Source organism: Kitasatospora sp. NPDC001095, assembly GCF_053598615.1.
Window position 1 is genome coordinate 58099 of the sequence record NZ_JBSFKQ010000024.1, and the last position, 23721, is coordinate 81819.

23 protein-coding genes are annotated in these 23721 nt (G+C 73.7%); 16 read left to right on the forward strand and 7 right to left on the reverse strand.

Going from position 1 to position 23721, the window contains the following annotated elements; translation table 11 throughout:
* Positions 1–20 precede the first annotated feature (20 nt).
* The 5 genes from ACWDBB_RS20780 to ACWDBB_RS20800 all read left to right on the forward strand — a co-directional run bounded on the left by ACWDBB_RS20780 (position 21) and on the right by ACWDBB_RS20800 (position 5971).
* Complete coding sequence (locus ACWDBB_RS20780; protein WP_449791010.1) at positions 21–983, forward strand: Ppx/GppA phosphatase family protein; 963 nt, start codon at positions 21–23, stop codon at positions 981–983.
* A gap of 671 nt (positions 984–1654) precedes the next feature.
* A complete protein-coding gene (locus tag ACWDBB_RS20785; protein WP_449791048.1) occupies positions 1655–2458 on the forward strand; it encodes a sugar phosphate isomerase/epimerase family protein in 804 nt (267 codons plus the stop codon).
* A gap of 53 nt (positions 2459–2511) precedes the next feature.
* Positions 2512–3318, forward strand: a complete 807-nt coding sequence (locus ACWDBB_RS20790) for a class I SAM-dependent methyltransferase (protein WP_449791011.1) — start codon at positions 2512–2514, stop codon at positions 3316–3318.
* A gap of 188 nt (positions 3319–3506) precedes the next feature.
* Complete coding sequence (gene ilvD, locus ACWDBB_RS20795) at positions 3507–5351, forward strand: dihydroxy-acid dehydratase (RefSeq protein ID WP_449791012.1); 1845 nt, start codon at positions 3507–3509, stop codon at positions 5349–5351.
* A gap of 107 nt (positions 5352–5458) precedes the next feature.
* Complete coding sequence (locus ACWDBB_RS20800; RefSeq protein WP_449791013.1) at positions 5459–5971, forward strand: hypothetical protein; 513 nt, start codon at positions 5459–5461, stop codon at positions 5969–5971.
* A gap of 3 nt (positions 5972–5974) precedes the next feature.
* Here ACWDBB_RS20800 and ACWDBB_RS20805 read toward each other — a convergent pair whose 3' ends face one another.
* A complete protein-coding gene (locus ACWDBB_RS20805) occupies positions 5975–7333 on the reverse strand; it encodes an SCO2583/SCO2584 N-terminal domain-containing protein (protein ID WP_449791014.1) in 1359 nt (452 codons plus the stop codon).
* Between the two features lie 213 nt (positions 7334–7546).
* Complete coding sequence (locus ACWDBB_RS20810) at positions 7547–7996, reverse strand: hypothetical protein (RefSeq protein WP_402405827.1); 450 nt, start codon at positions 7994–7996, stop codon at positions 7547–7549.
* 186 nt (positions 7997–8182) lie between these two features.
* Here ACWDBB_RS20810 and proC point away from each other — a divergent pair, with 186 nt between their 5' ends.
* Both proC and ACWDBB_RS20820 read left to right on the forward strand, forming a co-directional pair.
* Entirely contained in the window at positions 8183–9010 is an 828-nt protein-coding gene (proC, locus tag ACWDBB_RS20815; protein WP_449791015.1) for a pyrroline-5-carboxylate reductase, read from the forward strand.
* Between the two features lie 124 nt (positions 9011–9134).
* The gene (locus ACWDBB_RS20820) at positions 9135–10355 is read left to right on the forward strand and encodes an MFS transporter (RefSeq protein ID WP_449791016.1); all 1221 of its coding nucleotides are present in this window, start codon (positions 9135–9137) and stop codon (positions 10353–10355) included.
* Between the two features lie 28 nt (positions 10356–10383).
* Here ACWDBB_RS20820 and ACWDBB_RS20825 read toward each other — a convergent pair whose 3' ends face one another.
* Positions 10384–10914, reverse strand: a complete 531-nt coding sequence (locus tag ACWDBB_RS20825) for a hypothetical protein (protein WP_449791017.1) — start codon at positions 10912–10914, stop codon at positions 10384–10386.
* Between the two features lie 124 nt (positions 10915–11038).
* A complete protein-coding gene (locus ACWDBB_RS20830; RefSeq protein WP_449791018.1) occupies positions 11039–11563 on the reverse strand; it encodes a hypothetical protein in 525 nt (174 codons plus the stop codon).
* A 178-nt stretch (positions 11564–11741) separates the two neighbouring features.
* Between ACWDBB_RS20830 and ACWDBB_RS20835 the strand changes: the two genes are divergently transcribed.
* The 5 genes from ACWDBB_RS20835 (at position 11742) to ACWDBB_RS20855 (ending at position 15953) form a co-directional block, all read left to right on the forward strand.
* Complete coding sequence (locus ACWDBB_RS20835; protein WP_449791019.1) at positions 11742–12938, forward strand: acetoin utilization protein AcuC; 1197 nt, start codon at positions 11742–11744, stop codon at positions 12936–12938.
* Positions 12939–13174: 236 nt separating this feature from the next.
* Entirely contained in the window at positions 13175–13384 is a 210-nt protein-coding gene (locus tag ACWDBB_RS20840; protein ID WP_045699258.1) for a helix-turn-helix domain-containing protein, read from the forward strand.
* 191 nt (positions 13385–13575) lie between these two features.
* Positions 13576–13674 (forward strand): 30S ribosomal protein bS22, encoded by a 99-nt coding sequence (locus tag ACWDBB_RS20845; protein WP_003948845.1) that lies wholly within the window; start codon positions 13576–13578, stop codon positions 13672–13674.
* Positions 13675–13822: 148 nt separating this feature from the next.
* A complete protein-coding gene (locus ACWDBB_RS20850) occupies positions 13823–14938 on the forward strand; it encodes an NAD-dependent epimerase/dehydratase family protein (RefSeq protein ID WP_449791020.1) in 1116 nt (371 codons plus the stop codon).
* A gap of 7 nt (positions 14939–14945) precedes the next feature.
* Positions 14946–15953, forward strand: coding sequence for a lysophospholipid acyltransferase family protein (locus tag ACWDBB_RS20855; protein ID WP_449791021.1), 1008 nt, complete (start codon positions 14946–14948; stop codon positions 15951–15953).
* Between the two features lie 111 nt (positions 15954–16064).
* Here the strand turns inward: ACWDBB_RS20855 and ACWDBB_RS20860 are convergent, their stop codons facing one another.
* The 3 genes from ACWDBB_RS20860 to ACWDBB_RS20870 all read right to left on the reverse strand — a co-directional run bounded on the left by ACWDBB_RS20860 (position 16065) and on the right by ACWDBB_RS20870 (position 20017).
* Positions 16065–17357: a DUF5667 domain-containing protein gene (locus ACWDBB_RS20860; protein WP_449791022.1), complete on the reverse strand. Its 1293-nt coding sequence runs from the start codon at positions 17355–17357 to the stop codon at positions 16065–16067.
* Between the two features lie 265 nt (positions 17358–17622).
* On the reverse strand, positions 17623–18444 hold the full coding sequence (locus ACWDBB_RS20865; RefSeq protein WP_449791049.1) for an ECF subfamily RNA polymerase sigma factor, BldN family: 822 nt from the start codon (positions 18442–18444) through the stop codon (positions 17623–17625).
* Between the two features lie 556 nt (positions 18445–19000).
* Positions 19001–20017: an HAD family hydrolase gene (locus ACWDBB_RS20870; protein WP_449791023.1), complete on the reverse strand. Its 1017-nt coding sequence runs from the start codon at positions 20015–20017 to the stop codon at positions 19001–19003.
* A gap of 102 nt (positions 20018–20119) precedes the next feature.
* Here ACWDBB_RS20870 and ACWDBB_RS20875 point away from each other — a divergent pair, with 102 nt between their 5' ends.
* The 4 genes from ACWDBB_RS20875 (at position 20120) to ACWDBB_RS20890 (ending at position 23703) form a co-directional block, all read left to right on the forward strand.
* Positions 20120–20413, forward strand: a complete 294-nt coding sequence (locus ACWDBB_RS20875; RefSeq protein ID WP_449791024.1) for a glutaredoxin family protein — start codon at positions 20120–20122, stop codon at positions 20411–20413.
* 170 nt (positions 20414–20583) lie between these two features.
* On the forward strand, positions 20584–21333 hold the full coding sequence (locus tag ACWDBB_RS20880) for a 3'-5' exonuclease (RefSeq protein ID WP_392867706.1): 750 nt from the start codon (positions 20584–20586) through the stop codon (positions 21331–21333).
* 101 nt (positions 21334–21434) lie between these two features.
* Entirely contained in the window at positions 21435–22337 is a 903-nt protein-coding gene (locus ACWDBB_RS20885) for a redox-sensing transcriptional repressor Rex (protein WP_449791025.1), read from the forward strand.
* Between the two features lie 25 nt (positions 22338–22362).
* Positions 22363–23703: a glutamyl-tRNA reductase gene (locus ACWDBB_RS20890; RefSeq protein WP_449791026.1), complete on the forward strand. Its 1341-nt coding sequence runs from the start codon at positions 22363–22365 to the stop codon at positions 23701–23703.
* The last annotated feature ends 18 nt before the right edge of the window (positions 23704–23721 follow it).

Here is a 23721-nt window from a genome sequence, read left to right on the forward strand (position 1 = left end):
ATCGCGTAGCGTGGAGAGTTATGCGACTCGGTGTGCTCGACGTAGGTTCCAACACGGTCCACTTCCTCGTGGTGGACGCCCACCCGGGCGCTGCTCCGCTGCCCGCGTACTCGCACAAGGCCGAGCTGCGCCTGGCCGAGCTGCTGGACGCGGACGGCGCGATAACGGAGGCCGGCATCGAGCGGCTGGTGGGCCACGTCGCCTCCTCGCTGCGGGTCGCCGAGGACAAGGGCGTCGTCGACATCCTCCCGTTCGCCACCTCCGCCGTGCGCGAGGCCGCCAACGGTGAGGAGGTGTTGCGCCGGGTGACCGCCGAGACCGGTGTCGAGCTGCGCGTGCTCTCCGGGCAGGACGAGGCCCGGCTCACCTTCCTGGCCGTCCGCCGCTGGTTCGGCTGGTCCTCGGGCCGGCTGCTCAACCTGGACATCGGCGGCGGCTCGCTGGAGATCGCCTGCGGTCTGGACGAGCAGCCGGACGTCGCCTGCTCGCTGCCGCTGGGCGCCGGCCGGCTGACCGCCCGCTGGCTGCCCGGGGACGTCGCCGACCCGGACGGGCTGCGCGAGCTGAGACGCCACATCCGGGCCGAGCTCGCCACGGTGATCGGCGAGATCACCCGGCTCGGCCCGCCGCGGCACGCCGTCGCCACCTCCAAGACCTTCAAGCAGCTGGCCCGGATGACCGGCGCCGCCCCCGCCGACGCCGGTCCGTACACCGACCGCCGGCTCACCCGCAGCGGGCTGGCCTCCTGGCTGCCCCGGCTGTCCGCGATGACCGTCGCCGAGCGCGCCCGGATCCCCGGCGTCTCCGAGGGGCGGGCCAAGCAGCTGCTGGCCGGCGCGTTGGTCGCCGACGCCGCGATGGACCTGTTCGGGCTGGAGGAGCTGGACGTCTGCCCGTGGGCGCTGCGCGAGGGCATCATCCTGCGCCGCCTGGACGCGATGGACGGCTCGGCCGACCGCCGCCGCCCGGCGCTCACCTCGTAAGCCGGGCGCGCGGCCCGTAGTCCGCGCCCCGGCCGCGCCAGGCGGCCGCCCGGCCCCCGTCCGCCCCGCCCCGGAGCCGGGGGCGCCCCGGAGGACCGCCGACCGCCCGGGCCCGGGACAACGTGCCGATGGTCACTGTGCCGGTCATCCCGTCCCGTTCGCCGCGTGCTCCGCTTACGCTGTCTCCCGTGGTGCAACCAGCGGACGAGGACGGAACGCAGGAGGGCCGCACTCCCGGGAACGGGCAGTCGCGGCCGGACGGTCCGCGCCGCCGACTCGGCAAGGCGGTCACGGGCGCCACCGCCGCCCAGGCCGCCAAGCAGGCCGCGAAGGCCGTCAAGGCCGCCCAGCGCACCGCGAAGACCGCAGCGGCGAAGACGACCGCCGCCACGACCGCCGCAGCCAAGACGGCGAAGACGGCGAAGACGGCCAAGACGGCCAAGACGGCGAACGCCGCGAAGAGGTCGAAGCCGGCCCCCGGGCACCAGCCCACCGCCGGGACCCCCGCCGCGCAGCAGTCCGCCCCGAAGGAGACCCGCACCGCCCGGGCCGCCGGCGCCGCCAAGGCCGCCGTCCAGTCCGTCCGCTCGGTCAAGGCCGCCAAGCGCGACGCCGCCCGCCCGCCGCTGCTGCGCACCACCGACCGGCTGGTGCTGCCCCGGCATCCGGCCCTGCACATCCCCGACACCAAGGTGGTGCTGTCCACCGCCTCCGTGTACCCGGCGAGTACCGCCGTCGCCTTCGAGCTGGCCGCCAAGCTCGGCTACGACGGGGTCGAGGTGATGGTCTGGAACGACCCGGTCAGTCAGGACATCGACGCCCTGCGCCGGCTCTCCGACGCCCACCGACTGCCCATCCTGGCCGTGCACGCGCCCTGCCTGCTGATCACCCAGCGGGTGTGGAGCACCGACCCGTGGACCAAGCTGGTCCGGGCCCGGGCGGCCGCCGAGAAGCTCGGCGCGAGCGCCGTGGTCGTCCACCCGCCGTTCCGCTGGCAGCGCCAGTACGCCCGGGAGTTCGTCGAGGGCATCAACCGGATGGCGGGCGAGACCGACGTCCGCTTCGCCGTCGAGAACATGTACCCGTGGCGCTACCGCGACCGCGAGATGCTCGCGTACGCCCCCGGCTGGGACGTCACCGACGAGGAGTACCGGCACTTCACGATCGACCTCTCGCACGCCGCCACCTCCCGGATCGACACCTTCGCCATGGTCGAGCGGATGGGCGACCGGCTCGCCCACGTCCACCTGGCCGACGGCAGTGGCTCCGGCAAGGACGAGCACCTGATCCCCGGCCGCGGCAAGCAGCCCTGCGCCGAGCTGCTGGAGCACCTCGCCCGCACCGGCTTCGACGGCCACGTGGTGCTGGAGGTCAACACCCGCCGCTCGGCCTCGCCCGCCGAACGCGAGGCCGACCTGGCCGAGGCCCTCGCCTTCACCCGCCTGCACCTGGCCACCCCGTCGCACGTGCGCTGAGCCGTCCGGCCGGAGCGGGTGCGAACCGCCGACCGCCCTGCTGAGGGAGAGAAGTGACGAACAGTCAAGATGGCAAGGAGAGCCGGGAGTTCAGTGGACTCCGCAACTTCCGCGAGCTGGCCGGGAGCTTCGGCGCGGTGGCCGCCGAGTACGACCGCGGCCGCCCCGGCTACCCGGAGGAACTGTTCGACGAGCTGGAGCGGTTCTGGGGCCGGGGGCTCAAGGGGGCCAGGGTCCTCGACGTCGGCGCCGGCACCGGCATCGCCACCCGCCTGCTGGCCGCCCGTGGCGCGGACGTCGTCGCCGTCGAGCCGTCCGCCGGGATGGCCGCGCAGTTCCAGGCCGTCTCCCCGCAGCTCCCGCTGGTCCGCGGCGGCGGTGACGACCTGCCCTTCCACGACCACTGCGCGGACCTGATCACCTACGCCCAGGCCTTCCACTGGACAAACCCCGGGCGGTCCGTCCCCGAGGCGGTCCGGGTACTGCGGCCCGGCGGGGCCCTCGCCACCTGGTGGAACCTCTTCGACGAGACCGTCCCGTGGGTGCGCGCCCGGGACGAGCGGCTGTCCGTCGAGCTGTCCGGCCGCTACCACGGCTACGGCCGGGTGGCCGACCTGACCGCCCCCTTCGCCGCCGCCGGGCTGGAGGTCCGCCGCACCCGGCTGCGCTGGCAACGGCGGGTGTCCGTCGAGCAGGTGGTCGACAACCTCACCTCGCGCTCCTACTTCGCCTCGCTGACCCCGGAGCGGCGCGAGCCGCTGCTCGCCGGCGAGCGCGCGGCGCTGCTGGCCGAGTTCCCGGACGGACAGGTGGTCGAGCCGTACGTCCTCGACCTCACCGTGGCCGTCGTGCGGCACTGAGCCGCCGCCCCGCCGCCTGCCCGCCCTGCCGCCTGCCCACCCCACGGCCTGCCCGCCCTGCCGCCTGCCCGCATCGCGGACGGACCGTCCACCCGGCCGGACGGCGGGCGTAGGCTCGGTACCCACAGCGGGCCCCGAACCCTCCCAGCAGCGGGGTGCCCGCGAGAGCCCCGAAGGAGTGGAGCACAGTGCCCGAGCTGAGGTCCCGTACGGTCACCCACGGTCGCAACATGGCAGGCGCCCGGGCGCTTCTCCGGGCGGCCGGCGTAGCCCGCGAGGACTTCGGCAAGCCGATCATCGCGGTCGCCAACTCCTTCACCGAGTTCGTCCCCGGCCACACCCACCTCCAGCCGGTCGGCCGGATCGTCTCCGAGGCGATCAAGCGGGCGGGCGGCATCCCGCGCGAGTTCAACACCATCGCCGTGGACGACGGCATCGCGATGGGCCACGGCGGCATGCTCTACTCGCTGCCCTCGCGCGACCTGATCGCCGACTCGGTCGAGTACATGGTCAACGCCCACTGCGCGGACGCCCTGATCTGCATCTCCAACTGCGACAAGATCACCCCGGGCATGCTGATGGCCGCGCTGCGCCTGAACATCCCGACCGTGTTCGTCTCCGGCGGCCCGATGGAGGCCGGCAAGGCCACCCTGGTCGACGGCACCGTGCGCAAGCTCGACCTGGTCGACGCGATCTCCCAGGCGGTCAACGAGAACGTCTCCGACGAGGACATCGCGATCATCGAGGAGAACGCCTGCCCGACCTGCGGCTCGTGCTCCGGCATGTTCACCGCCAACTCGATGAACTGCCTGACCGAGGCGATCGGCCTCTCGCTGCCCGGCAACGGCTCGGTGCTCGCCACCCACACCGCCCGCAAGGACCTGTACGAGCGGGCCGGGCGGACGGTGGTCGAGATCGCGAACCGCCACTACGGCCAGGACGACGCCTCCGTCCTGCCCCGGGCGATCGCCACCCGCGCCGCCTTCGAGAACGCCATGGCCCTGGACATCGCCATGGGCGGCTCGACCAACACCATCCTGCACCTGCTGGCCGCCGCCCAGGAGGCGGAACTGGACTTCGACATGCGGGCGATCGACGCCATCTCCCGCAAGGTGCCCTGCCTGTCCAAGGTCGCGCCGAACGGCTCGTACTACATGGAGGACGTGCACCGGGCCGGCGGCATCCCGGCCATCCTCGGCGAGCTGTACCGCGGCGGGCTGCTCAACGAGGACGTCCACACCGTGCACGCCGACTCGCTCGCCGAGTGGCTCAAGACCTGGGACGTGCGCGGCGGTTCGCCCTCCGCCGAGGCCGTCGAGCTGTGGCACGCCGCCCCCGGCTGCGTCCGCTCCGCCGAGGCCTTCTCGCAGTCCGAGCGCTGGGAGTCGCTGGACACCGACGCCGCCGGGGGCTGCATCCGCAGCGTCGAGCACGCCTACTCGGTCGAGGGCGGCCTGGCCGTGCTGTACGGCAACCTCGCCGAGGACGGCTGCATCGTGAAGACCGCCGGCGTGGACGAGTCGATCTGGACCTTCAGCGGCCCGGCCGTCGTGGTCGAGTCCCAGGAGGACGCGGTCGAGGCGATCCTGGCCAAGCGGGTCAAGGAGGGCGACGTCGTCGTCATCCGCTACGAGGGCCCCAAGGGCGGCCCGGGCATGCAGGAGATGCTCTACCCCACCTCCTTCCTGAAGGGCCGGGGCCTGGGCAAGGCCTGCGCGCTGGTCACCGACGGACGCTTCTCCGGCGGCACCTCTGGCCTGTCCATCGGCCACGCCTCCCCGGAAGCGGCCTCCGGCGGCACCATCGCGCTGGTCGAGGACGGCGACACCATCGCCATCGACATCCCGGGCCGCCGGATCTCCCTGGAGGTCCCGGACGAGGTCCTGGCCGAGCGCCGCAGCGCCCTGGAGGCCTCAGGCGGCTACCGGCCGAAGAACCGCGACCGCCAGGTCAGCCAGGCCCTGCGCGCCTACGCCGCGATGGCCACCTCCGCCGACAAGGGCGCCGTCCGCGACGTCTCCAAGCTGGGCTGAGCCCGTACGGGCCCGTACGGGGCACCTCGTACGGAACGAGGAGGAGCCGTCCCGCCGGCCGGGACGGCTCCTCCGCCGTGTGCGGCGGTCGGGTGATAATCGACGGTGTGAGCGAGCAGCCCCCCACCCCCGCCCCCACTCCCGCCGGCGCCCCCGAGCCGGAGCCCATCCGCTGGTTCGGCACCACCTGGCTGAACCGGGACAACGGCTACTGGCTGCGCCGGGTCGCCGTGTCGGTCGGCTCCCTGGTCGCGGCCGCCGCCGCGGTGCTGCTGCTGCGCTTCGGCGTCGAGGGCGTCGCGCTCTCCGACAACGGCGGCTTCCTCAACGGGCTGCTGACCGCCGCCATCGTGGTCTGTTCGATGATGGCCGTGCGGCGCACCTGGAAGGTGCTCACCGAGGGCAAGGACAAGCTGACCGGCTGGATGGCCGAGGACAAGTCGCTCGGCGCGGTGTGGATGATCGGCGGGGCCGGCTCGCTCCTCGCCTACTTCGCCCGCAGCCTGGTCGAGGCCCCGGGCGAGGCGGTCCGGCGGGCCGCCCACCAGCGGGCCGTCGAGCAGTACGAGAAGCGCCGGGCCGGCCGCAGCGGCCGACCCGGCGGGAAGCGCAAGGGCTGATCGTCAGGTCCGGCTGACGGATCCGCACTCGTCGGCCGGCTGGATGTCCTTGCTGCGGTCGTACGGGTCGACCTCGGGACCGGTCGGCCGGGAGCCCGGAGCGTCCGACTGCAGCTCGGCGAACTGGTCGAACTGCGGGTGGAAGTAGCCGTCGTAGACGCCACAGGCCGAGTTGGCGGGGTCCGTCTGGCTCTCGCCGAACGCGATCTTCCTCGGATCGACGGGGTAGCGGCCCGGGTCGTAGAAACGGAACGTCTCCACCCGGCGCACGATGGTGCGGGTGGTCCAGGTGTCCCCGGACACGTCGCCGCTCGGCGTGAGCAGGCCCGCCGGCTTGGCCGCGCCGTCCTGGGGCGCGGTCGGCTTCGTCGGCTGCGGGGCGCCGGTCGGCGGCTTGGGCGACATGGCCCGCTTGGCGGCGTCCGGACCGGGGCGCAGCGCGTACACGAAGCTGAAGTCGGTGTGGACGAGGACGCCCTTGTCGCCGTCGCCCTCGTACGTCATCCGGCCCTGCACCTTGACCACGTCGCCCACCGGAATGGCGTCGCGCGGGTCGAAGCGGCTGAACCAGCTGGTCGGGTCGTTCTTCTCGGACGGGTTGTCCAGAGCGGCCACCGCTCCGTCGCGCTCCTCCCGCAGCAGCAGCGCGAGCGCGGCGTCCGGCCGGCCGCCCCCGACCGTCTTCGGGTCGAGGTCGGCGGCGGTCAGGTAGTCCTTGACCAGCTGCAGCTGGGCGGCGACCTGGTCGGCGGAGAAGACGCCGGTGGCCTTGGCCTCGGGGAGCACGAAGGCCTCCGCGCCGTTCGGCCAGCCCTCGGCCGGGGAGCCGGCCCACGGGTGGTCCACGGTCGGCTGCTCCTCACGGGTCTTCGGCGGCGCGGTCGTCGGCTTGGCGGTCTCCGGGGCGACGGTGGGCACCGGCGAGTGCTGGGCCGCGGCGCCCGCACCCCAGCGGAACGAGTACCAGTCGCGCAGCGCGTCGACGTTCAGCGCCGCGAGCACCACGGCGACGGCCAGCGCGACGAACAGCGGCGCGCGCCACTCCAGCCGGCGGCGCGGGCGCGGGTTGCCCCACGGGTCGGGCGCGGCGGGCTTCGGCTTGCGGCCGAACCGGCGCTTGGACGCCTGCGGGCCGTCGTTGACCGAGCGGCGGCCGCCCGGGTCGACGGGCGGGGTGTGCTTCCACCGGGCGGACAGCATGCGGGTGCGCCCGCTCTGCTCCTTGACGGCGGCGCCCCTGATGAACTCCTCGTCCAGGACGAGGTCGGCGAACGGGTCCTTCTCGCCCGTCCCGGACGGGTCGGACCCGCCCGGCTCGTCGCCCCCGGAGGGGCGCGGTTCCGGATCTTCGGCTATCGGCATCGCGCCAGTATGACGACGGGGGGTGACGGTGCGCCGATCGGGGGCACACCACGTGGTGAACTCGTGCGGATCGGGTGACAGTTCACCCCGGTTCGTCCGGAACCGCGCCGCCGCCCGGGTCCGTCCGTCGTCCGGAACCGCCGCCGCCCGGGCCGTTCGTCGCCCGGGGCCGGGCCTCCGCCCGGGACGGTCCGTCGCCCGGGTCCGTCCCGCTCAGCCCTTGCCGCGGGCCTGCTTGACCGAGCCGACCACCCCGGCGATCGCCAGCAGCAGACCGGCCGGCAGCAGCGAGACGAAGAAGGCGCCGAACAGCCCCTCGTCGCCGAGGAACAGCTGGGCGAGCGTGTTGAGGGCCAGCAGTCCGCCGGCCGCCGGGAGCGCCGACTGCCACGGGTGCTCGTCCGCCCAGCGGCGCAGCCGCCGGTCGGTGGTGTCGTGCCGCAGCCGGCCGCCGACGGTGCCGACCAGGAAGAAGAAGAACAGACCCCAGCCGGCCGGTGAGGCCAGCATGCTCAGCGACCAGTTCCCGGAGATCGCCTCGATCCCCAGGGCCGTCGCCCCCACCACCGCACCGACCCCCGCGGCGGTCCGCCACGGGCCCACGGTCGCCGAGGCGACGGCGAGTTGCCGGTTCTCACGTCGGGACATTTCGTCGTGTGCCATGGCTCCACGGTGCGCCTGCCGGAGCGCGGAGGCCATAGGGGAAACCCCCGACTTTCCTCCCTAGGGGCAAGGCCGTTCCGGTCCGTGGCGACCACGGAACGGACGGTCCCCGCGTACGCCGCCGGGCGGTGCGAGGATGGCCGCAGCACCGGGGCAAGGCCGTAGTACCGAGGCAAGGAGCGGACCATGGGCAGCAGCGCAACACACGGACAGAAGATCGCCTTCCTGGGCACCGGCAAGATCGGCGAGGCCCTGCTCTCCGGTCTGCTGCGGGCAGGCAAGGACCCGGCCGACGTCCTGGTGACCGCCCGCCGCCCCGAGCGCGCGGTCGAACTCGCCGCCCGCTACGGCGTGGTGGCCGTCTCCAACGCCGAGGCCGCCAAGCTCGCCGACACCCTGATCCTCGCGGTCAAGCCGCAGGACATGGGCACCCTGCTGGACGAGCTGGCCCCGCACGTCGGTGCGGACCGGCTGGTGATCTCGGCCGCGGCCGGCGTCCCCACCGCCTGGTTCGAGGAGCGGCTGGCGGCCGGCACCCCGGTGGTCCGGGTGATGCCCAACACCCCGGTCCTGGTGGACGAGGGGATGAGCGTCATCTCGGCCGGCTCGCACGCGGGCGAGGAGCACCTGGCGCGCGCCGAGGAGATCTTCAGCTCGGTCGGCAAGGCGCTGCGGCTGCCCGAGTCGCAGCAGGACGCGGCCACCGCGCTGTCCGGCTCCGGTCCGGCCTACTTCTACTTCCTGGTCGAGGCGATGACCGACGCCGGCATCCTGCTCGGCCTGCCCCGGCAGGTGGCGCACGACCTGATCGTGCAGTCCGCGATCGGCGCCTCGGTGATGCTGCGCGACTCCGGCGAGCACCCGGTGAAGCTGCGCGAGGCGGTCACCTCGCCGGCCGGCACCACCATCGCGGCGATCCGCGAGCTGGAGAACCACGGGGTGCGGGCCGCACTGCTCGGTGCCCTGGAGGCGGCCAGGGACCGCTCCCGGGAGCTGGCCTCGGGCGGAAAGTGACCGCTGCGCGACCCCTCCCGTAATCGCGGCGCACCCCCTACGCTCTCGCCAACATCGTCCTACCGGTCGGTAGTGGGGCCGGCGACGTCAGCGAGGTCCGTGTGGAGTCCGCCTGGAGGTCCGCGTGAGTGCCGCACCGTCCGCACGGCCCGTCCCGTCCCCCGTGGCGCCCGGCCTGCGGGCCGGGCGGGCCGCACTCGCCGTCAGCTTCCTGCTCCAGGGCACCGTCTTCGCCCTGCTGGTCACCTGCATCCCGGAGATCCAGCACCGGTACGGGCTGAGCGACGGGCTGCTGCCGGTCTTCCTGGCCGCCGTGCCGGTGCTCGCCGGAGTCGGGTCGATCGCCTCCGAGCAACTGGTGAGGCGCACCGGCGCGCGGGCCGTGCTGCGGGTGGTCCAGCCCGCCGTCTGCCTCAGCCTGGCGGCCGCCGGGCTGGGCGGCACGCTGTGGCAACTCGCGCTGGCGCTGGGCGCGTTCGGGCTGCTGGTGGGTGCGCTGGACGCCAGCATGAACATGCTCGGGGTGGGGCTCCAGCACCGCTACGGCCGCTCGATCATGATCGGCTTCCACGCCGCGTTCAGCCTCGGCGGCATCCTCGGCGCGGCCCTGGCGGGCCTCGGCTCGCACTACGACCTGGGGCTGCCGGTGCTGTTCGGCACGGCCGCCGCGGTGATCGCCCCGCTCGCCCTGCTGACCGGCACGCGGTTCGCGGGACCGGCCGAACTCGGCGACGCCGTCCGGGAGGCCGCCGAGGCCGCCGCGCGGTCCGTTCCCTGGCGTCCGCTGCTGCCGCTCTGCCTGGCGATGGCCTTCGCGTACATCGCGGACGCCTCGGTCTCCAACTACAGCGTCAAGTACCTGACCGACGGGCTGGGCAGCCGGGAGGACCTCGCCAAGCTCTCCTACCTGGGCTACATGGTCGCGATGCTGCTCGGCCGGGCCCTGGGCGACCGCGCGGTGCAGCGTTTCGGTGCCGTCCCGGTGGTCCGCGCCGGCGCCGCGCTGGCGGCCCTCGGCTTCGGGCTGGCCGCGGTCGCGCCCGCCGCCTGGGCGGGCGTCGCCGCCTTCACCGTGCTGGGCTTCGGCATCTGCGCGATCATCCCGCAGGTGTTCGCGGCCGGCGGCCGGCTCTTCCCGGCCGACTCGGACGCCGCGGTGGCCCGGCTCAACCTCTTCAACTACGTGGGCTTCCTGCTCGGTTCGCCGCTGGTCGGGGCGATCGCGGACGCGAGCTCGTACCGCTGGGCGCTGCTCGCTCCGATGCTGCTGGTGCTCGCCGTCCTGCCGCTGGCCGAGCGCTTCGCCCCGGCGCCGGTTCCGGCCCCGGCCCCCGCCGTCGGGTGACGGCGGGGGCGGTCGACGGGACGTGGGGTCAGCTGATCACGGTCTCCAGTTCGGGCAGTCCTCCTGCCCAGAGGCCGTCCTTGTTGAAGCCCGGGGCGTCCGAGCCGTACTCGGCGTAGACGTACGGGGCCCAGTTCAGCGTGTACGACCCGGTCCAGGTCGGTGTGGAGGTGATCCGCGCGGTGACCGTGACGGTGCGGGTGGCGCCCGGCGGGATCGGCGTCGTGAGGTGGAAGGCGGCGCCGTTGTTGAAGCCGCCGTACGAGCAGTCGACGCTCTCGCCGCCGCAGCCGGTGGTGGTGACCACGTCGGCCCGCTGGTTGGTCGGCCAGGTCGGCTGGACGTACAGGTAGGCGAAGGAGATGGCGTTGGGCTCGGTGTTGGTGAGCGACAGGGTCAAGGTCAGCTGATCGCCCGGCGCCGCCGTCTTCTTGTCGACGGAGAACGCGGTGCCGCCGATCTGGGGGATGGCGGAGGCCGGCTGGGCGGCGAAGACCACGCCAAGTCCCAGTATCGCAGCGAGAATTACCGCAAGGCGTTGCACGCTGAATGGCTTCATGGCGGAGAGGATAGGGACCTGTGAAGGACTTGTCTGCAACGCCTTCACATCGCCCTCGACTGCCGCCGACACGCCCCGGCCCCCGCCGTCGGGTGACGGCGGGGGCGGTCGACGGGACGTGGGGTCAGCTGATCACGGTCTGGAGCTCGGGCACCCCGTAGGTCCAGGTCTGGTCCTTGGCCGTGGTGGTGCCGCCGACCTGGCCGAACTCGTAGTAGACGTACGGTGCCCAGTTCAGCGTGTACGGCGCGGTGCCCCACGCCGGGGTGTCGGTGATCTTCACGGTGAGCGTGACGCTCTTCGTCGCCCCGGGCGCGATCGGCGCGTTGAAGTGGAAGTTGGCGCTGTTCCCGTTGGTCACGCAGTCGGAGGTGTCGCCGGTGCAGCCGGTGATGGTGAACGCTCCGGCCTGGGTGTTGGCCGGCCAGGTCGGCTGGACGGACTCGTAGGCGAAGTAGATGGGGCTGTTCTCACTGTTGGTGAGCGACAGCGTCAGGGTCAGCTGGTCTCCCGCCTTGGCCGCCGACTTGTCGACCGCGAAGGTGGTGCCGGCGACCGCGGCGGAGGCCGGCTGGGCGGCAAAGAAGACGCCAAATCCCAGTATTGCAGCGAGAATTACCCCAAGGCGTTGCACGCTGAATGGCTTCATGGCGGAGAGGATATGGAGTCTCAAAGCTTTTGTCTGTACCGCCTCAACACCCGCCTCCACAGCCGCCCCACAACGTCCGTGGTCTCATCGCGCACCCGCCCCGCTCGGCCGCCGCCGGGCACCGGCCCGGCGTGCCCTGGCAGCGGTCCGGCCACCGCCACCCGCTACGGTGGAGGCCATGCCCGAAGCCGAGCGTGACACCCCCTGCGGCCTGCACCTCTTCTGGGACGAGGCCGTCACCGCCTACGACTTCGGCCCCGGCCACCCGATGGACCCGACCCGGCTGGCCCTCACCATGCGCCTGGTCGAGGACCTCGGGCTGAGCAGCGGGCCCGGGGTGACCGTCCGGGCCGCACCGCCGGCCGGCGAGTCCACCCTCCGGCTGGTGCACACCCGGGAGTACGTCGAGGCGGTCCGCAATGCCGCCGCCCACCCCGAACGCTCCGACCCCCTGCACGGACTCGGCACCGACGACAACTGGTCCTTCCCGGCGATCCACTCGGCCTCCGCGCTGATCGCCGGCCAGTCCGTGGCCGCCGCCGAGGCGGTCTGGCGCGGCGAGACCCCGCACGCCGTCAACTTCACCGGCGGGCTGCACCACGCGATGCCCGGCAAGGCCTCCGGCTTCTGCGTCTACAACGACCCGGCGCTGGCCGTCGCCCGGCTGCTGGAACTCGGCGCCGAGCGGGTCGCCTACGTGGACGTGGACGTGCACCACGGCGACGGCGTCCAGGCGGCCTTCTGGAACGACCCCCGGGTGCTCACCGTCTCGCTGCACGAACACCCCGCCACGCTCTTCCCGCAGACCGGCTGGTCGATCGAGACCGGCGGCGAGGACGCCCCCGGCTCCGCCGCCAACCTCCCGCTGCCCGCCGGCACCGGCGACGCCGGCTGGCTGCGCGCCTTCCACGCCGTGGTGCCCGAACTGCTCGACGCCTTCCGGCCGCAGGTCCTGGTCACCCAGCACGGCGCCGACACCCACCTGGAGGACCCGCTCGCCCACCTCGCCGTCACCGTGGACGCCCAGCGGCTGATCGCCGAGACGCTGCACGACCTCGCCCACCAGTACGCCGGCGGCCGCTGGGTGGCCACCGGCGGGGGCGGCTACGCGGTGGTGGACGTCGTCCCGCGCACCTGGACCCACCTGGTCGCCACCGCCGCCGCCCGGCCCGTCGACCCGGCCACCGAGACCCCGGAGTCCTGGCGCGCCGAGGTCTACCGCCGCACCCGCCGCCCGGCCCCGCTGCGGATGACCGACGGCGCCCGCCCGGTCTGGCGCGACTTCGACTCGGGTTACGATCCGGCCGACCGGCTCGATCAGGCCATCCTCGCCACCCGGCGAGCGGTGTTCCCGCTGCACGGACTGCTGGCCTGAATCCGCCTTCCCGGCCGCGCCCGGGCCGCGTCCCGGCGGGGCCGTGCGTACGCCGAGCGGTGCCATCCGCCGGTCGGCTACGTACTGCAACAGTCCTATCTCTCACCGTACGAGGACTGCACTTCCCCTCTTCCCACTGGTACCACCCATAACTACTCTGGGGATACACGTGTGCCGGTGGAGTCACCGGAGGGGAAGCCGGTGCCTTGCACACGGGTAAGGGTCGGGTGATGGTCATGAGTTCCGTCGAGCGCCCCCTTCAGGAAGTCGTCTTCCTGACCGTGGCGGAGGTCGCCGCGGTCATGCGGGTGTCCAAGATGACGGTGTATCGGTTGGTGCACAGCGGAGAGCTGCCGGCCATCCGGGTCGGACGGTCCTTCCGGGTGCCCCAGCAGGCGGTGCACGAGTACCTCAAGGAGTCCTACGTGCGGCTCGAGAGCGCGTAGCGCGGGCGCGCGGGTGCGGGGTCCACACCGGTGGGCCCCGCACCCGTTCGCCGGGGATTTCCCCCGAGTTCTCCGGTTGCCGGGGGCGCGATTTACAGCCCCGGGCAACCGGAAGGTAGGCTAGGCCCTCACGTCAGTCGTATGGACTCCGTCTCTCACGGGCGAGAGTCTCAGTGAGCGAGGGTTGTTCCGTGGGCTCTGTCATCAAGAAGCGTCGCAAGCGTATGGCCAAGAAGAAGCACCGCAAGCTTCTGAAGAGGACTCGCGTTCAGCGTCGCAACAAGAAGTAAGCGCCCCCGGCCGCGCCTGGCGCGCCCAGCGCTTCCACCGCCCGCCCAGCCCGTCACGGCCTGGGCGGGCGGTGTCGTTTCACGGCCCGGCGGGGCGGCGCGGTACGGTGCACGCAGGCCGCCGGGGCCGGGAAATGGGGGCATCACCGTGGGCATGGTCGTGCTCGTCACCGGCGTGGCACGCCATCTCGGTGCCCGCTTCGCCGCCGAGGTCCGCCGCCGTCCTGGCGTCGACCTGGTGGTCGGTGTGGACGTGCAGCCGCCCCGGCTGCCGCCCGGGGAACCGGCCGGCCCGGCCGCCCCGTACCGCTTCCACCAGCTCGACCTGCGCCGTCCGGCGCTCTCCCGGGTGCTGGCCGAGCACCGGGTGGACACCGTGGTGCACCTCAGCGTCAGCGCCACCGGCCTGGGCTCCACCAACCGCTCCGCGGTGAAGGAGTCCAACGTGATCGGCACCATGCAGCTGCTCGGCGCCTGCCAGAAGGCCCCCGGGGTGCGCCGGCTGGTGGTGAAGTCCACCACCGGGGTCTACGGCTCCGCGCCCCGCGACCCGGCGGTGTTCAGCGAGCGGATGCAGCCCAAGGACCCGCCCGGCGGCGGCTTCGCCAAGGACGCGTCGGAGGTCGAGGGCTACGTGCGCGGCTTCGCCCGCCGCCGCCCGGACGTCGCGGTGACGGTGCTGCGCTTCGCCAACATCGTCGGCCCCGACGCGGACACCCCGCTCAGCGAGTACTTCGCCCTGCCCGTGCTGCCGACCGTCCTCGGCTACGACCCGCGGCTGCAGTTCGTCCACGAGGACGACGCCGTCGCGGTGCTCTGCCGGGCCGCCGACGAGCCCGCGCCTGGCACCGTCAACACCGGGACCTTCAACGTGGCGGGGGAGGGCGTCCTGCTGCTCTCCCAGTGCGCCCGCCGGCTCGGCCGGCCCACCCTGCCGCTGCTGCTGCCCGCGGTCAGCTGGATGGCCGTGCTCGCCCGGCAGAGCCGGCTGGTGGACGTCTCGCCCGAGCAGCTGCGGCTGCTCACCCACGGCCGGGTGGTGGACACCGCGCGGCTGCGCGACACCTTCGGCTACCGTCCGGCGTTCAGCACGCCGGAGGCCTTCGCCGACTTCGCCGCCGCCCGCGGCCCGGGCCTGCTGCCGCCCGAGCGGCTGGCCGCCGTCGCCGACCGGTTGACCGCCCTGCTCGGCCCGGAGCGCGCCGCTGGGCCCGCCACCGGACCGGACGCCCTGCCGAACCGCCCCCGCCGACCGAGGAGCTGAACCCGCGATGAGTGCCGCAGCCGAGAACGCGCCGGGCGAGGCCAGGGTCATCCCGATCGAGTCCGCCCCCAGCTGGACCTCACCCGAGGGGCCGAAACCGGCCGACCGGCTCGCCGAGGCCGTCGGCGGGGCGCTGTCCGGGCCGCTCGGCCAGGCCGCCACCCGGCTGTTCGGCAAGGGCTGGGAGGGCCGCGCCGCCGAGGGGCTGGCCTTCCTGCGCCGCCGGGTGACCGGCGACTACGAGGTGGACGAGTTCGGCTTCGACCGGGAGCTCACCGAGGAGGTGCTGCTCTCGCTGCTGCGTCCGCTGGCCGAGAAGTACTTCCGGATCGACGTCCAGGGCGTGGAGAACATCCCGGCCGAGGGCGGTGCGCTGGTCGTCGCCAACCACTCCGGGACGATCCCGCTGGACGCCCTGATGACCCAGGTGGTCATCCACGACCACCACCCCGCCCGGCGGCACCTGCGGATGCTCGCCGCCGATCTGGTCTTCGTACTGCCCGGCATCAACGAGCTGGCCCGCAAGGCCGGCCACACGCTGGCCTGCAACGAGGACGCCCAGGCCCTGCTGGAGCGCGGCGAGGTGGTCGGGGTCTGGCCGGAGGGCTTCAAGGGGATCGGCAAGCCGTTCTCCGAGCGCTACAAGCTCCAGAGGTTCGGCCGCGGCGGTTTCGTCGCCTCCGCGCTGCGGGCGCGGGTGCCGATCGTGCCCTGCTCGATCGTCGGCGCCGAGGAGACCTACCCGATGATCGGCAACGTGAAGACGCTGGCCCGGCTGCTGGGCCTGCCGTACGTGCCGATCACCCCGACCTTCCCCTGGCTGGGCCCGCTCGGGATGCTGCCGCTGCCGACCAAGTGGACGATCCGCTTCGGCGAGCCGATCGCCACCGACGCCTACCCGGCGGAGGCGGCGGACGACCCGATGCTGGTCTTCGACCTGGCCGACGAGGTGCGCGAGACCATCCAGCACAGCCTCTACCAGCTGCTGGTGCAGCGGCGCTCGGTGTTCTTCTGACGGACCCCCGCCGATGACGGACGCCCGCCGAGCGGCGCCGCCCGGACCGGCCCCGGACACGGCGAGGGCCCGGCGGATATCGCACTCCGCCGGGCCCCCACCGCCCTGCTGTCAGCCGCCCAGGATCCGTAGACCGGGCAGCAGGTCGGGGAGCAGCGGCGGCACCTCGACGCCCTGCGGCTGGGCGGCGTTCGGGGCGCTGGGCGCGGCCTGCTGCGGCGCCTGCGGCGGGGCCGCGTCGGCGCTCGGTGAGGGCCTGGTGCCGGTGAGGCCGTTGGTGAGGCCGCCGACCAGGCCGTTGACGGCGTCCGGGGCGCTGCTGGGCAGGGTGTCCGGCAGGACGCCGCCCTTGCCGCCGTTGCCGGAGGCGCCGGAGCCGGGGTAGGCCGGGGGGTGCTCGGTGGCGCCGGGGCGGTTGCCGGCGGCGCCGGAGCCCGGGGCTCCGGCGCCGGCCGTGGTGCCGGAACCGGCCGCCGGGGAGCCGGCCGGGGAACCGCCGGTCGAGTGGGCCGAGCCGTCGCCCGCTCCGGTGCCGGTCGCGCCGCCGCCCTGGGCGGGGGGCAGGACCAGGCGCAGGGGCGCGACGTCCTCGCTTATGTCGTCGAAGAGCCGGTTCACCAGGTCGGCCTGCCGGGTGAGCTGGACGGGCAGCTTGCCCTGCAGCTCGCTCCACCGGCCGTCCTCGTCGTGGGCGAAGCCGGCCAGGGCCCGCATCGGGTCGAGGGAGCCGTTGCTGCGGTAGACCGAGCGCAGCAGTTCGCGGCCCTTGAGGGCGTCGGCGTGCATGTCGTCCAGGGCGCGGCGGACCTGTTCGACGGTGGCCGGGCTGAGGGCGCCGGCCGGGCCGGCGCGGCCGACCAGCGTCTTGGCCTCGCCGAGCCGGGTGGCCGCGTTGTCGAGCAGCAGTTCGCCGCGTTCGGAGTCGGAGCCCGCGAGGTCGAGCCGGAGCCCTTCCAGCCCGCGTTTGAGGCCGTACAGCGTGTCCCCGGGGAGGGCGTTGGAGCTGGCCGCGGCGGCGCCGGCCAGGCTGCCGACGGCGAGCCCGGCGACCAGCCCGCCGATCGCGAACCGTCGGCTCCAGCGGCCGCGCGGCGCCGTCCGGATCGCCCGGTGGCGGCGCTGGCGGGGCACCGCGGTGCCCGTCCCGCCGGCGAAGGCCTGCTCGAACGCGGCCATCAGCTGGGCGCGTTGGACCGTGCGGACCTCCCGGTCCAGCACCGGCCCGGGCAGCGCCCCCAGCGCATCGGTCAGACCGACCAGTTCGGCCATCGCGACCGGACCGGCGCCGGTGACAGCGGCGCTGTCCGATTCGGTGTTGGCCGCAGCGCGTTGCTCCGCCTGGTGGGCCTCCAGCGCCTCGGCGAAGGCCTTCGCCCGCCGGTGCTCAAGCACGTTTGCCGTCACGGGCCACACCTCCCTTCGTCGTTGTCGACACCCCGGCCTGCCGGACGGTTGCCCCGGCTGGCCAAAGCCACTCCATCGGGTGATAGGCCGCAATTCGACTTGACCGTACGCCTGGTGGGGGCTTGCACGCTGGAAAACGAGCGGTGCGGGCGGTCGGTTACGCACGGCTGATCATCGGATCGACCGTTCACCCTGACGTGTCGGCCGGGCGCGAACGATGACGGCCCGGTAGGGCGTATGGCGCCGGTGCCGTCCGCGGCGCGGCTCATCGCGCGTCGGGCGGGAGCAACCGGGCCAGGGTGCGGACGGCGCGGTACTGGAGGGTCTTGATGGCGCCCTCGTTCTTGCCCATGATCCGGGCCGTCTCGGCCACCGAGAGCCCCTGCAGGAAGCGCAGGGTGACGCACTCCTGCTGCTGCGGGTTGAGCCGGCGCACCGCGTCCAGCAGGGCGGCGTTGGAGAGCGACTCCAGCACCGACTCCTCCGGGCTGCGCTCGCACTCGTTGGAGTCGAGCATCTCGCCGGTGGTGACCTCCAGCCGGAAGCGGCTGGACTTGAAGTGGTCGGCGACCAGGTTGCGGGCGATGGTGACCAGCCAGGCGCCGAAGTCCCGGCCCTGCCAGGTGAAGGTGCCGATCCGGCGCAGGGCGCGCAGGAAGGTCTCGCTGGTGAGGTCCTCGGCGGTGGCCCGGCTGCCGACCCGGTAGTAGATGTACCGGTAGACGGTGTCCGCGTAGTGGTCGTAGAGCCGGCCGAAGGCCTCGCTCTCACCGGCCTGGGCCCGCTCGACCAGCTCCATGATCGGGTTGTGCTCGGTCTCGTAGCCGGGGCTGGGCGCGGTCCGGGTGCGGCCCCGGCCGGTGCCCGCGCTGCCGGTGCGGCCGCGTGAGCCGGTGCCGGCCGAGCCGGCGGCAGTGGTGCGCAGCGCCGGGCCGGATGTCGCGGGCTGGCCGAACGATCCGCCGGCGAGCGCCGGTTGGGGCGAGGTGGGGAGCTGGGTGCGGAGCAGGGTGCGCAACAGGTCCAGGCCGGTGGAGATCTGCCGCTCGACGGTCGGCCGGCCGCGCAGGCCGATGCGGGGGCGCAGGGGCGCGGACGACGGGCGGGAGGGTGCAGGCGCGTCGTTCCGGACGGGTGGGTACACGGGACTCCCAGAGGCAGAACTGTGGACGGATCACCTCCGCCTGCGCGGAGAGCACCCCCGCGGCGTCCGTTCGAGCGGGACGCGTGGTGGCGTGCATCCAGGAGAGAATAACGCTTTGTGCAATGACAGCTACACCGTGTGGTCGAAGTGGTCGTTTGGGATCCATTTGTTGTGCATATTCGGCTGATACCGACCGGAGCTGTCATCGTTCATCCGGCTCAACGTGATCGAACGGGCGCCCAGGGTGACCAATTCGGCGGCCTGGGGGGCGGTTTCCCAGCCTTGGGGCTCGGCAATCCCCGACTTTCCCGGACTGGCGAACGATCAGAACCGGTCTCCCGGCGACAGATTCGCGCAGGCGGCCCGGACTGCCGTGCGGTGCGGGGGAGTTCGCCCGTAAGAGGGGCCAGGTCAGAGGCCGTGTTGACGCCCGCTCACTCGTCAGGGCGAGCCCGCCCGGGCGGCCCCCGGGCGGCCCCCAGGCGGCCTTCGGGCGGTCTCAGCCGCGCCGTCGCCGTCGGTTCAGCGCCACCCCGGCCGCCGTCGCGCCGGCCAGCACCCCGAGCGCGGCCGCCGCCGGCAGCCCCACCCGGGCCGCCTTGCGCCCGGTCCGGAAGTCCCGCACCCGCCACCCCTGGGCGCGGGCGTGGCGCCGCAGCGCGCCGTCCGGGTTCACCACGTACGGGTGGCCGACCAGCGAGAGCATCGGGATGTCGTTGGCCGAGTCGCTGTAGGCGGCGCAGCGGTCGAGGTCGAGGCGCTCGCGCCGGGCCAGCGCGCGGACGGCGGCGGCCTTGGCCGGACCGTGCAGCAGGTCGCCGACCAGCCGGCCGGTGTAGTGGCCGTCCGTGGCCTCGGCGACGGTGCCCAGCGCGCCGGTCATGCCGAGCCGCCGGGCGATGATCCGGGCCACCTCCAGCGGGGCGGCGGTGACCAGCCAGACCCGCTGGCCGGCGTCCAGGTGCATCTGGACCAGGGCGCGGGTGCCGGGCCAGATCTTGTCCGCCACGACGTCCTCGAAGATCTCCTCGCAGATCGCCTCCAGGTCGGCGGTGGGCTTGCCGGCCACGATGCCGAGGGCGGACTGCTTGGCGTCCGAGATGTGCTCCGGGTCCTCGGCGCCGTGCAGCCGGAACCAGGCCTGCTGCCAGGCGAAGCGGGCGACGTCGCGGCGGGTGAGGAAGCCGCGGCGGTAGAGGCCGACGCCGAGGTAGAAGATCGCGGCGCCGCGCAGGATGGTGTTGTCGCAGTCGAAGAAGGCGGCGGCGTGGGGGTCGTCCTGGTCCGGGGTGTGGTTCCCGGCCGGGGCCTTGGGGGCCTTGCCGGACTTGCCCGCGGCCGGCGCTTTTGTCCCGGCGCCGTCCGTTCCGGCGTCGCCCTCCGGCCCCGGGGCGGGTGCCGGCCCGGGCTCGGCCCGCAGCGCGGCCTCGGCCGCCTCGGCCGCGGCTTCGCCGGCCAGGGCGCTCCGCTCGCTGCTGGAACGCCTTGCCTGGGTGAGCCTTCTGAGCACGGCCATGTCATCGAGGATAGCCAGCCGGCCGCCTGGCGGCCGTGACGGAGCCGTGCCCGCGAGGTGAACAGCTCCCCCGGGTGCCGGCGCCCGGAGAGGGTGGGCGCGATGGCGGAGAATGGGGCGGTGAGCCCACTGCTGCGACGTAAGAGCCCCCGGCCCGCGGACCGGACCGTGACCCTGGTCGGCAAGCCCGGCTGCCACCTGTGCGACGAGGCGCGCGAGGTGATCCTCCGGGTGACGGGGGAGCTGGGCGCGTCCTTCGAGGAGCGGGACATCACCCAGGACGAGGAGCTGTTCCGCCGCTACTGGGAGCAGATTCCGGTCACCCTGATCGACGGCCGCCAGCACGACTTCTGGCGGGTCGACGAGCGCCGGCTGCGCAGCGCGCTGGGCGGCTGAGCGGCTTCTGACCCGGCGTTCGTCCGTACACCGACCCCGCCGAACGGCGGGGTCGGTTCGCCGAATCGTTGCCGAAGACACGCCGTTCCGGCCTGGGGTGGGGCGGGTTGGTCGGCTTACGATCGAACGCGTTTGCGCCCGTGGGGGGCTGAGCACACGAGGAGTGCGCCATGCTTCCCGGCCCTGTCCCAGGCACGCCCGGAGTCCCGTCCGGGAGCCCCCGGGGCTTCGCCGTGGTGGACGTGGAGGCGACCGGCCGCAGCCCGTGGCGGCACCGGGTGGTCGAGGTCGCGGTGGTGCTGCTCGACGAGCGGCTGCGCCCCGAGGGGGAGTTCGCCACCCTGCTGGATCCGCTGGGCCCGGTCGGCCCGACCCATGTGCACCGGATACGGCAGTGCGACGTCGAGGGCGCCCCGCGCTTCCGCGAGATCGCCCCGCGGCTGCTGGAGCTGCTGGCCGGCCGGGTGCTGGTCGGCCACCACGTCAGCTGTGACCACGCCTTCCTCGATCGCGAGTTCGCCCGGATCGGGGTGCCGCTGCCGCCCGTCCCGCTGCTGTGCACGATGCGGCTGGCCCGCGCCCACCTGCCCCAGGCCCGCGGCCACGGCCTGGCGGCCTGCGCGGAGGCGGCCGGCCTCGGCTGGTACCCGGCGCACACCGCGCTGGGCGACGCCCGGGTGACCGCCGAGCTGCTGCTGCACTGCCTGGACGCGCCGTCCTGCCCGCCGGACGACTGGACCGGCCCGCTGCGCGAGGCCGCCCGGGTGCCCTGGCCCCGGCTGGGACGGGCCCGCTCCCGCCCGTCCGCGGCCGCCGTCCCGCTGCTGCGCCGGGAGGCTCCGTACGGCCCCTGGCTGCCGGATTCCGAGGCCCCGGAGGTGCTGCTGACCCACTCCGGTGCTATGGGTTCGATGGCGTGATGCGCATCACTGTGCGGGGACAAAACGGACACCATCTTTGTGCACACGTTCACAAACGCATAGCCTGGCTGCCAAAGCCCAGCTTCACCCACAGGAGCACCGTGGCAATCGGCCGATCACCACAGAGCAGTTCGCAGACGCCCGACCAGGGCGCCGCGCGCCGACCCTCGCGTGCCCGGGGCATCCCGGAGGCGACGGTCGCCCGCCTGCCCCTCTATCTGCGGGCCCTCACCGCGCTCTCCGAGCGCTCGGTGCCGACCGTCTCCTCCGAGGAGCTGGCCGCCGCGGCCGGTGTGAACTCGGCCAAGCTGCGCAAGGACTTCTCCTACCTCGGCTCCTACGGCACCCGCGGCGTCGGCTACGACGTCGAGTACCTCGTCTACCAGATCTCCCGCGAGCTGGGCCTGACCCAGGACTGGCCGGTCGTCATCGTCGGCATCGGGAACCTCGGCCACGCGCTCGCCAACTACGGCGGGTTCGCCTCCCGCGGTTTCCGGGTGGCCGCCCTGTTGGACGCCGATCCCCACGTGGTCGGTTCCACCGCGGCCGGACTTCCGGTGCGGCACATGGACGAGCTGGAGTCGATCGTCGAGAGCCAGCACGTCTCCATCGGCGTGATCACCACCCCGCCCGGCGCCGCCCAGCAGGTGTGCGACCGGCTGGTGGAGGCCGGCGTCACCAGCATCCTGAACTTCGCCCCGACCGTGCTGACCGTTCCGGACGGCGTGGACGTGCGCAAGGTGGACCTCTCCATCGAGCTCCAGATCCTCGCCTTCCACGAGCAGCGCAAGGCCGGCGAGGAGCCGGACGACCGCGCCGAGTCGGTGCTGGACCGCGCCCCCGGTCCGGTCCGGGCGGCCGCCGCCAAGCTGCGCCGTGCGGCCGGCGGCAGCGGCAAGGCCCGGGGCGCCGTCGAGTCGACGGCCAAGGACCAGGCCGAGCAGGCCAAGGGAAAGTCCGCCAAGGGCGGCGACGGGGATCTCTCCGCGGTGATGCCCGCATGAACACCGAGAGCTGTGGGGGGCGGGCATGAGCCTTCTCGTCGTAGGGCTGAGCCATCGCACGGCCCCGGTCGGGGTGCTGGAGCGCGCCGCGCTGACGGGTGACGTACCGACCCGGCTGCTGCACGACGCGGCCGCCACCGCGACGGTGGGCGAGGCCGCGCTGCTGAACACCTGCAACCGGATCGAGCTGTACGCGGACGTGGACAAGTTCCACGCCGGCGTCGCCGAGCTGTCACTGCTGCTGGCCCACCACAGCGGGGTGGACCTGGAGGAGCTGACCTCCCACCTGTACGTCCACTACGAGGACCGCGCCGTCCACCACCTGTTCTCGGTGGCCTGCGGTCTGGACTCCATGGTGGTCGGCGAGGGCCAGATCCTCGGCCAGCTGCGCGACGCGCTGGCCAAGGCCCAGGAGGAGCACACCGCCGGGCGCGGCCTGAACGAGCTGTTCCAGCAGGCGCTGCGGGTCGGCAAGCGGGCGCACAGCGAGACCGGTATCGACAAGGCCGGCCAGTCGCTGGTCACCTTCGGCCTGGAGCAGGTCGCGGCTGGCGCGGGCGAGATCGCCGGCAAGCGCGCGCTGGTGGTCGGCGCCGGATCGATGAGTTCGCTGGCCGCCGCCACCCTGGTCCGCTCCGGCGTGACCGACCTGCTGATCGCCAACCGGACCCCGGCCCGCGCCGAGCGGCTGGTCGAGATCCTCGGCCCGGACGTGGCCCGGGTCCTGGACCTCGCCAAGGTGCCGGAGGCGCTCGCCGACGTGGACCTGGTGATCTCCTGCACCGGCGCGGCCGGCGTGGTGATCAGGGCCGAGGACGTGGCCGCCGCGGTCGCCTCCCGCCGCTCGCCCGAGCCGCTCGCCCTGCTCGACCTGGCCATGCCGCGCGACGTCGACCACACCGTGCACGAGCTGCCCGGCGCCCTGCTGGTCGACCTGGAGAGCCTCTCCCACGCACACGCCGCCAGCCCCGGCGCCGGCGACGTCGACCAGGTCACCCGGATCGTCTCCGACGAGGTGACCGCCTTCGGCGCCGCCCAGCGGGCCGCCCGGATCGCGCCGACCGTGGTCGCGCTGCGCTCGATGGCCTCCGACGTGGTCGCCGCCGAGCTGGGCCGGCTGGACTCCCGGCTGCCCGACCTGGACGAGCGCTCGCGCGCCGAGATCACCCAGACCGTCCGCCGCGTCGTCGACAAGCTGCTGCACGCCCCGACCGTCCGGGTGAAGCAGCTGGCCGCCGAGCCCGGCGGCGCCTCCTACGCGGAGGCGCTGCGGGAACTGTTCGACCTCGACCCGGCGGCCGTGCACGCCGTGTCGGGCACGCCCGTCGGCGGCGCGCCCCAGCCCTCGGCCGGGGGCACCAGATGAACCGTCAGCCATCCCACG

Excerpts from the sequence above, each read along its gene's own strand:
- ACWDBB_RS20855 (WP_449791021.1), top strand. The coding sequence starts at position 14,946 with ATGAGTGCCGCAGCCGAGAACGCGCCGGGCGAGGCCAGGGTCATCCCG.
- ACWDBB_RS20805 (WP_449791014.1), bottom strand. The coding sequence starts at position 7,333 with ATGCCGATAGCCGAAGATCCGGAACCGCGCCCCTCCGGGGGCGACGAG.
- ACWDBB_RS20890 (WP_449791026.1), top strand. The coding sequence starts at position 22,363 with ATGAGCCTTCTCGTCGTAGGGCTGAGCCATCGCACGGCCCCGGTCGGG.
- ACWDBB_RS20835 (WP_449791019.1), top strand. The coding sequence starts at position 11,742 with ATGCCCGAAGCCGAGCGTGACACCCCCTGCGGCCTGCACCTCTTCTGG.
- ACWDBB_RS20840 (WP_045699258.1), top strand. The coding sequence starts at position 13,175 with ATGAGTTCCGTCGAGCGCCCCCTTCAGGAAGTCGTCTTCCTGACCGTG.
- ACWDBB_RS20810 (WP_402405827.1), bottom strand. The coding sequence starts at position 7,996 with ATGGCACACGACGAAATGTCCCGACGTGAGAACCGGCAACTCGCCGTC.
- ACWDBB_RS20825 (WP_449791017.1), bottom strand. The coding sequence starts at position 10,914 with ATGAAGCCATTCAGCGTGCAACGCCTTGCGGTAATTCTCGCTGCGATA.
- ACWDBB_RS20870 (WP_449791023.1), bottom strand. The coding sequence starts at position 20,017 with ATGGCCGTGCTCAGAAGGCTCACCCAGGCAAGGCGTTCCAGCAGCGAG.
- proC (WP_449791015.1), top strand. The coding sequence starts at position 8,183 with ATGGGCAGCAGCGCAACACACGGACAGAAGATCGCCTTCCTGGGCACC.
- ACWDBB_RS20780 (WP_449791010.1), top strand. The coding sequence starts at position 21 with ATGCGACTCGGTGTGCTCGACGTAGGTTCCAACACGGTCCACTTCCTC.
- ACWDBB_RS20875 (WP_449791024.1), top strand. The coding sequence starts at position 20,120 with ATGGCGGAGAATGGGGCGGTGAGCCCACTGCTGCGACGTAAGAGCCCC.
- ACWDBB_RS20880 (WP_392867706.1), top strand. The coding sequence starts at position 20,584 with ATGCTTCCCGGCCCTGTCCCAGGCACGCCCGGAGTCCCGTCCGGGAGC.
- ACWDBB_RS20830 (WP_449791018.1), bottom strand. The coding sequence starts at position 11,563 with ATGAAGCCATTCAGCGTGCAACGCCTTGGGGTAATTCTCGCTGCAATA.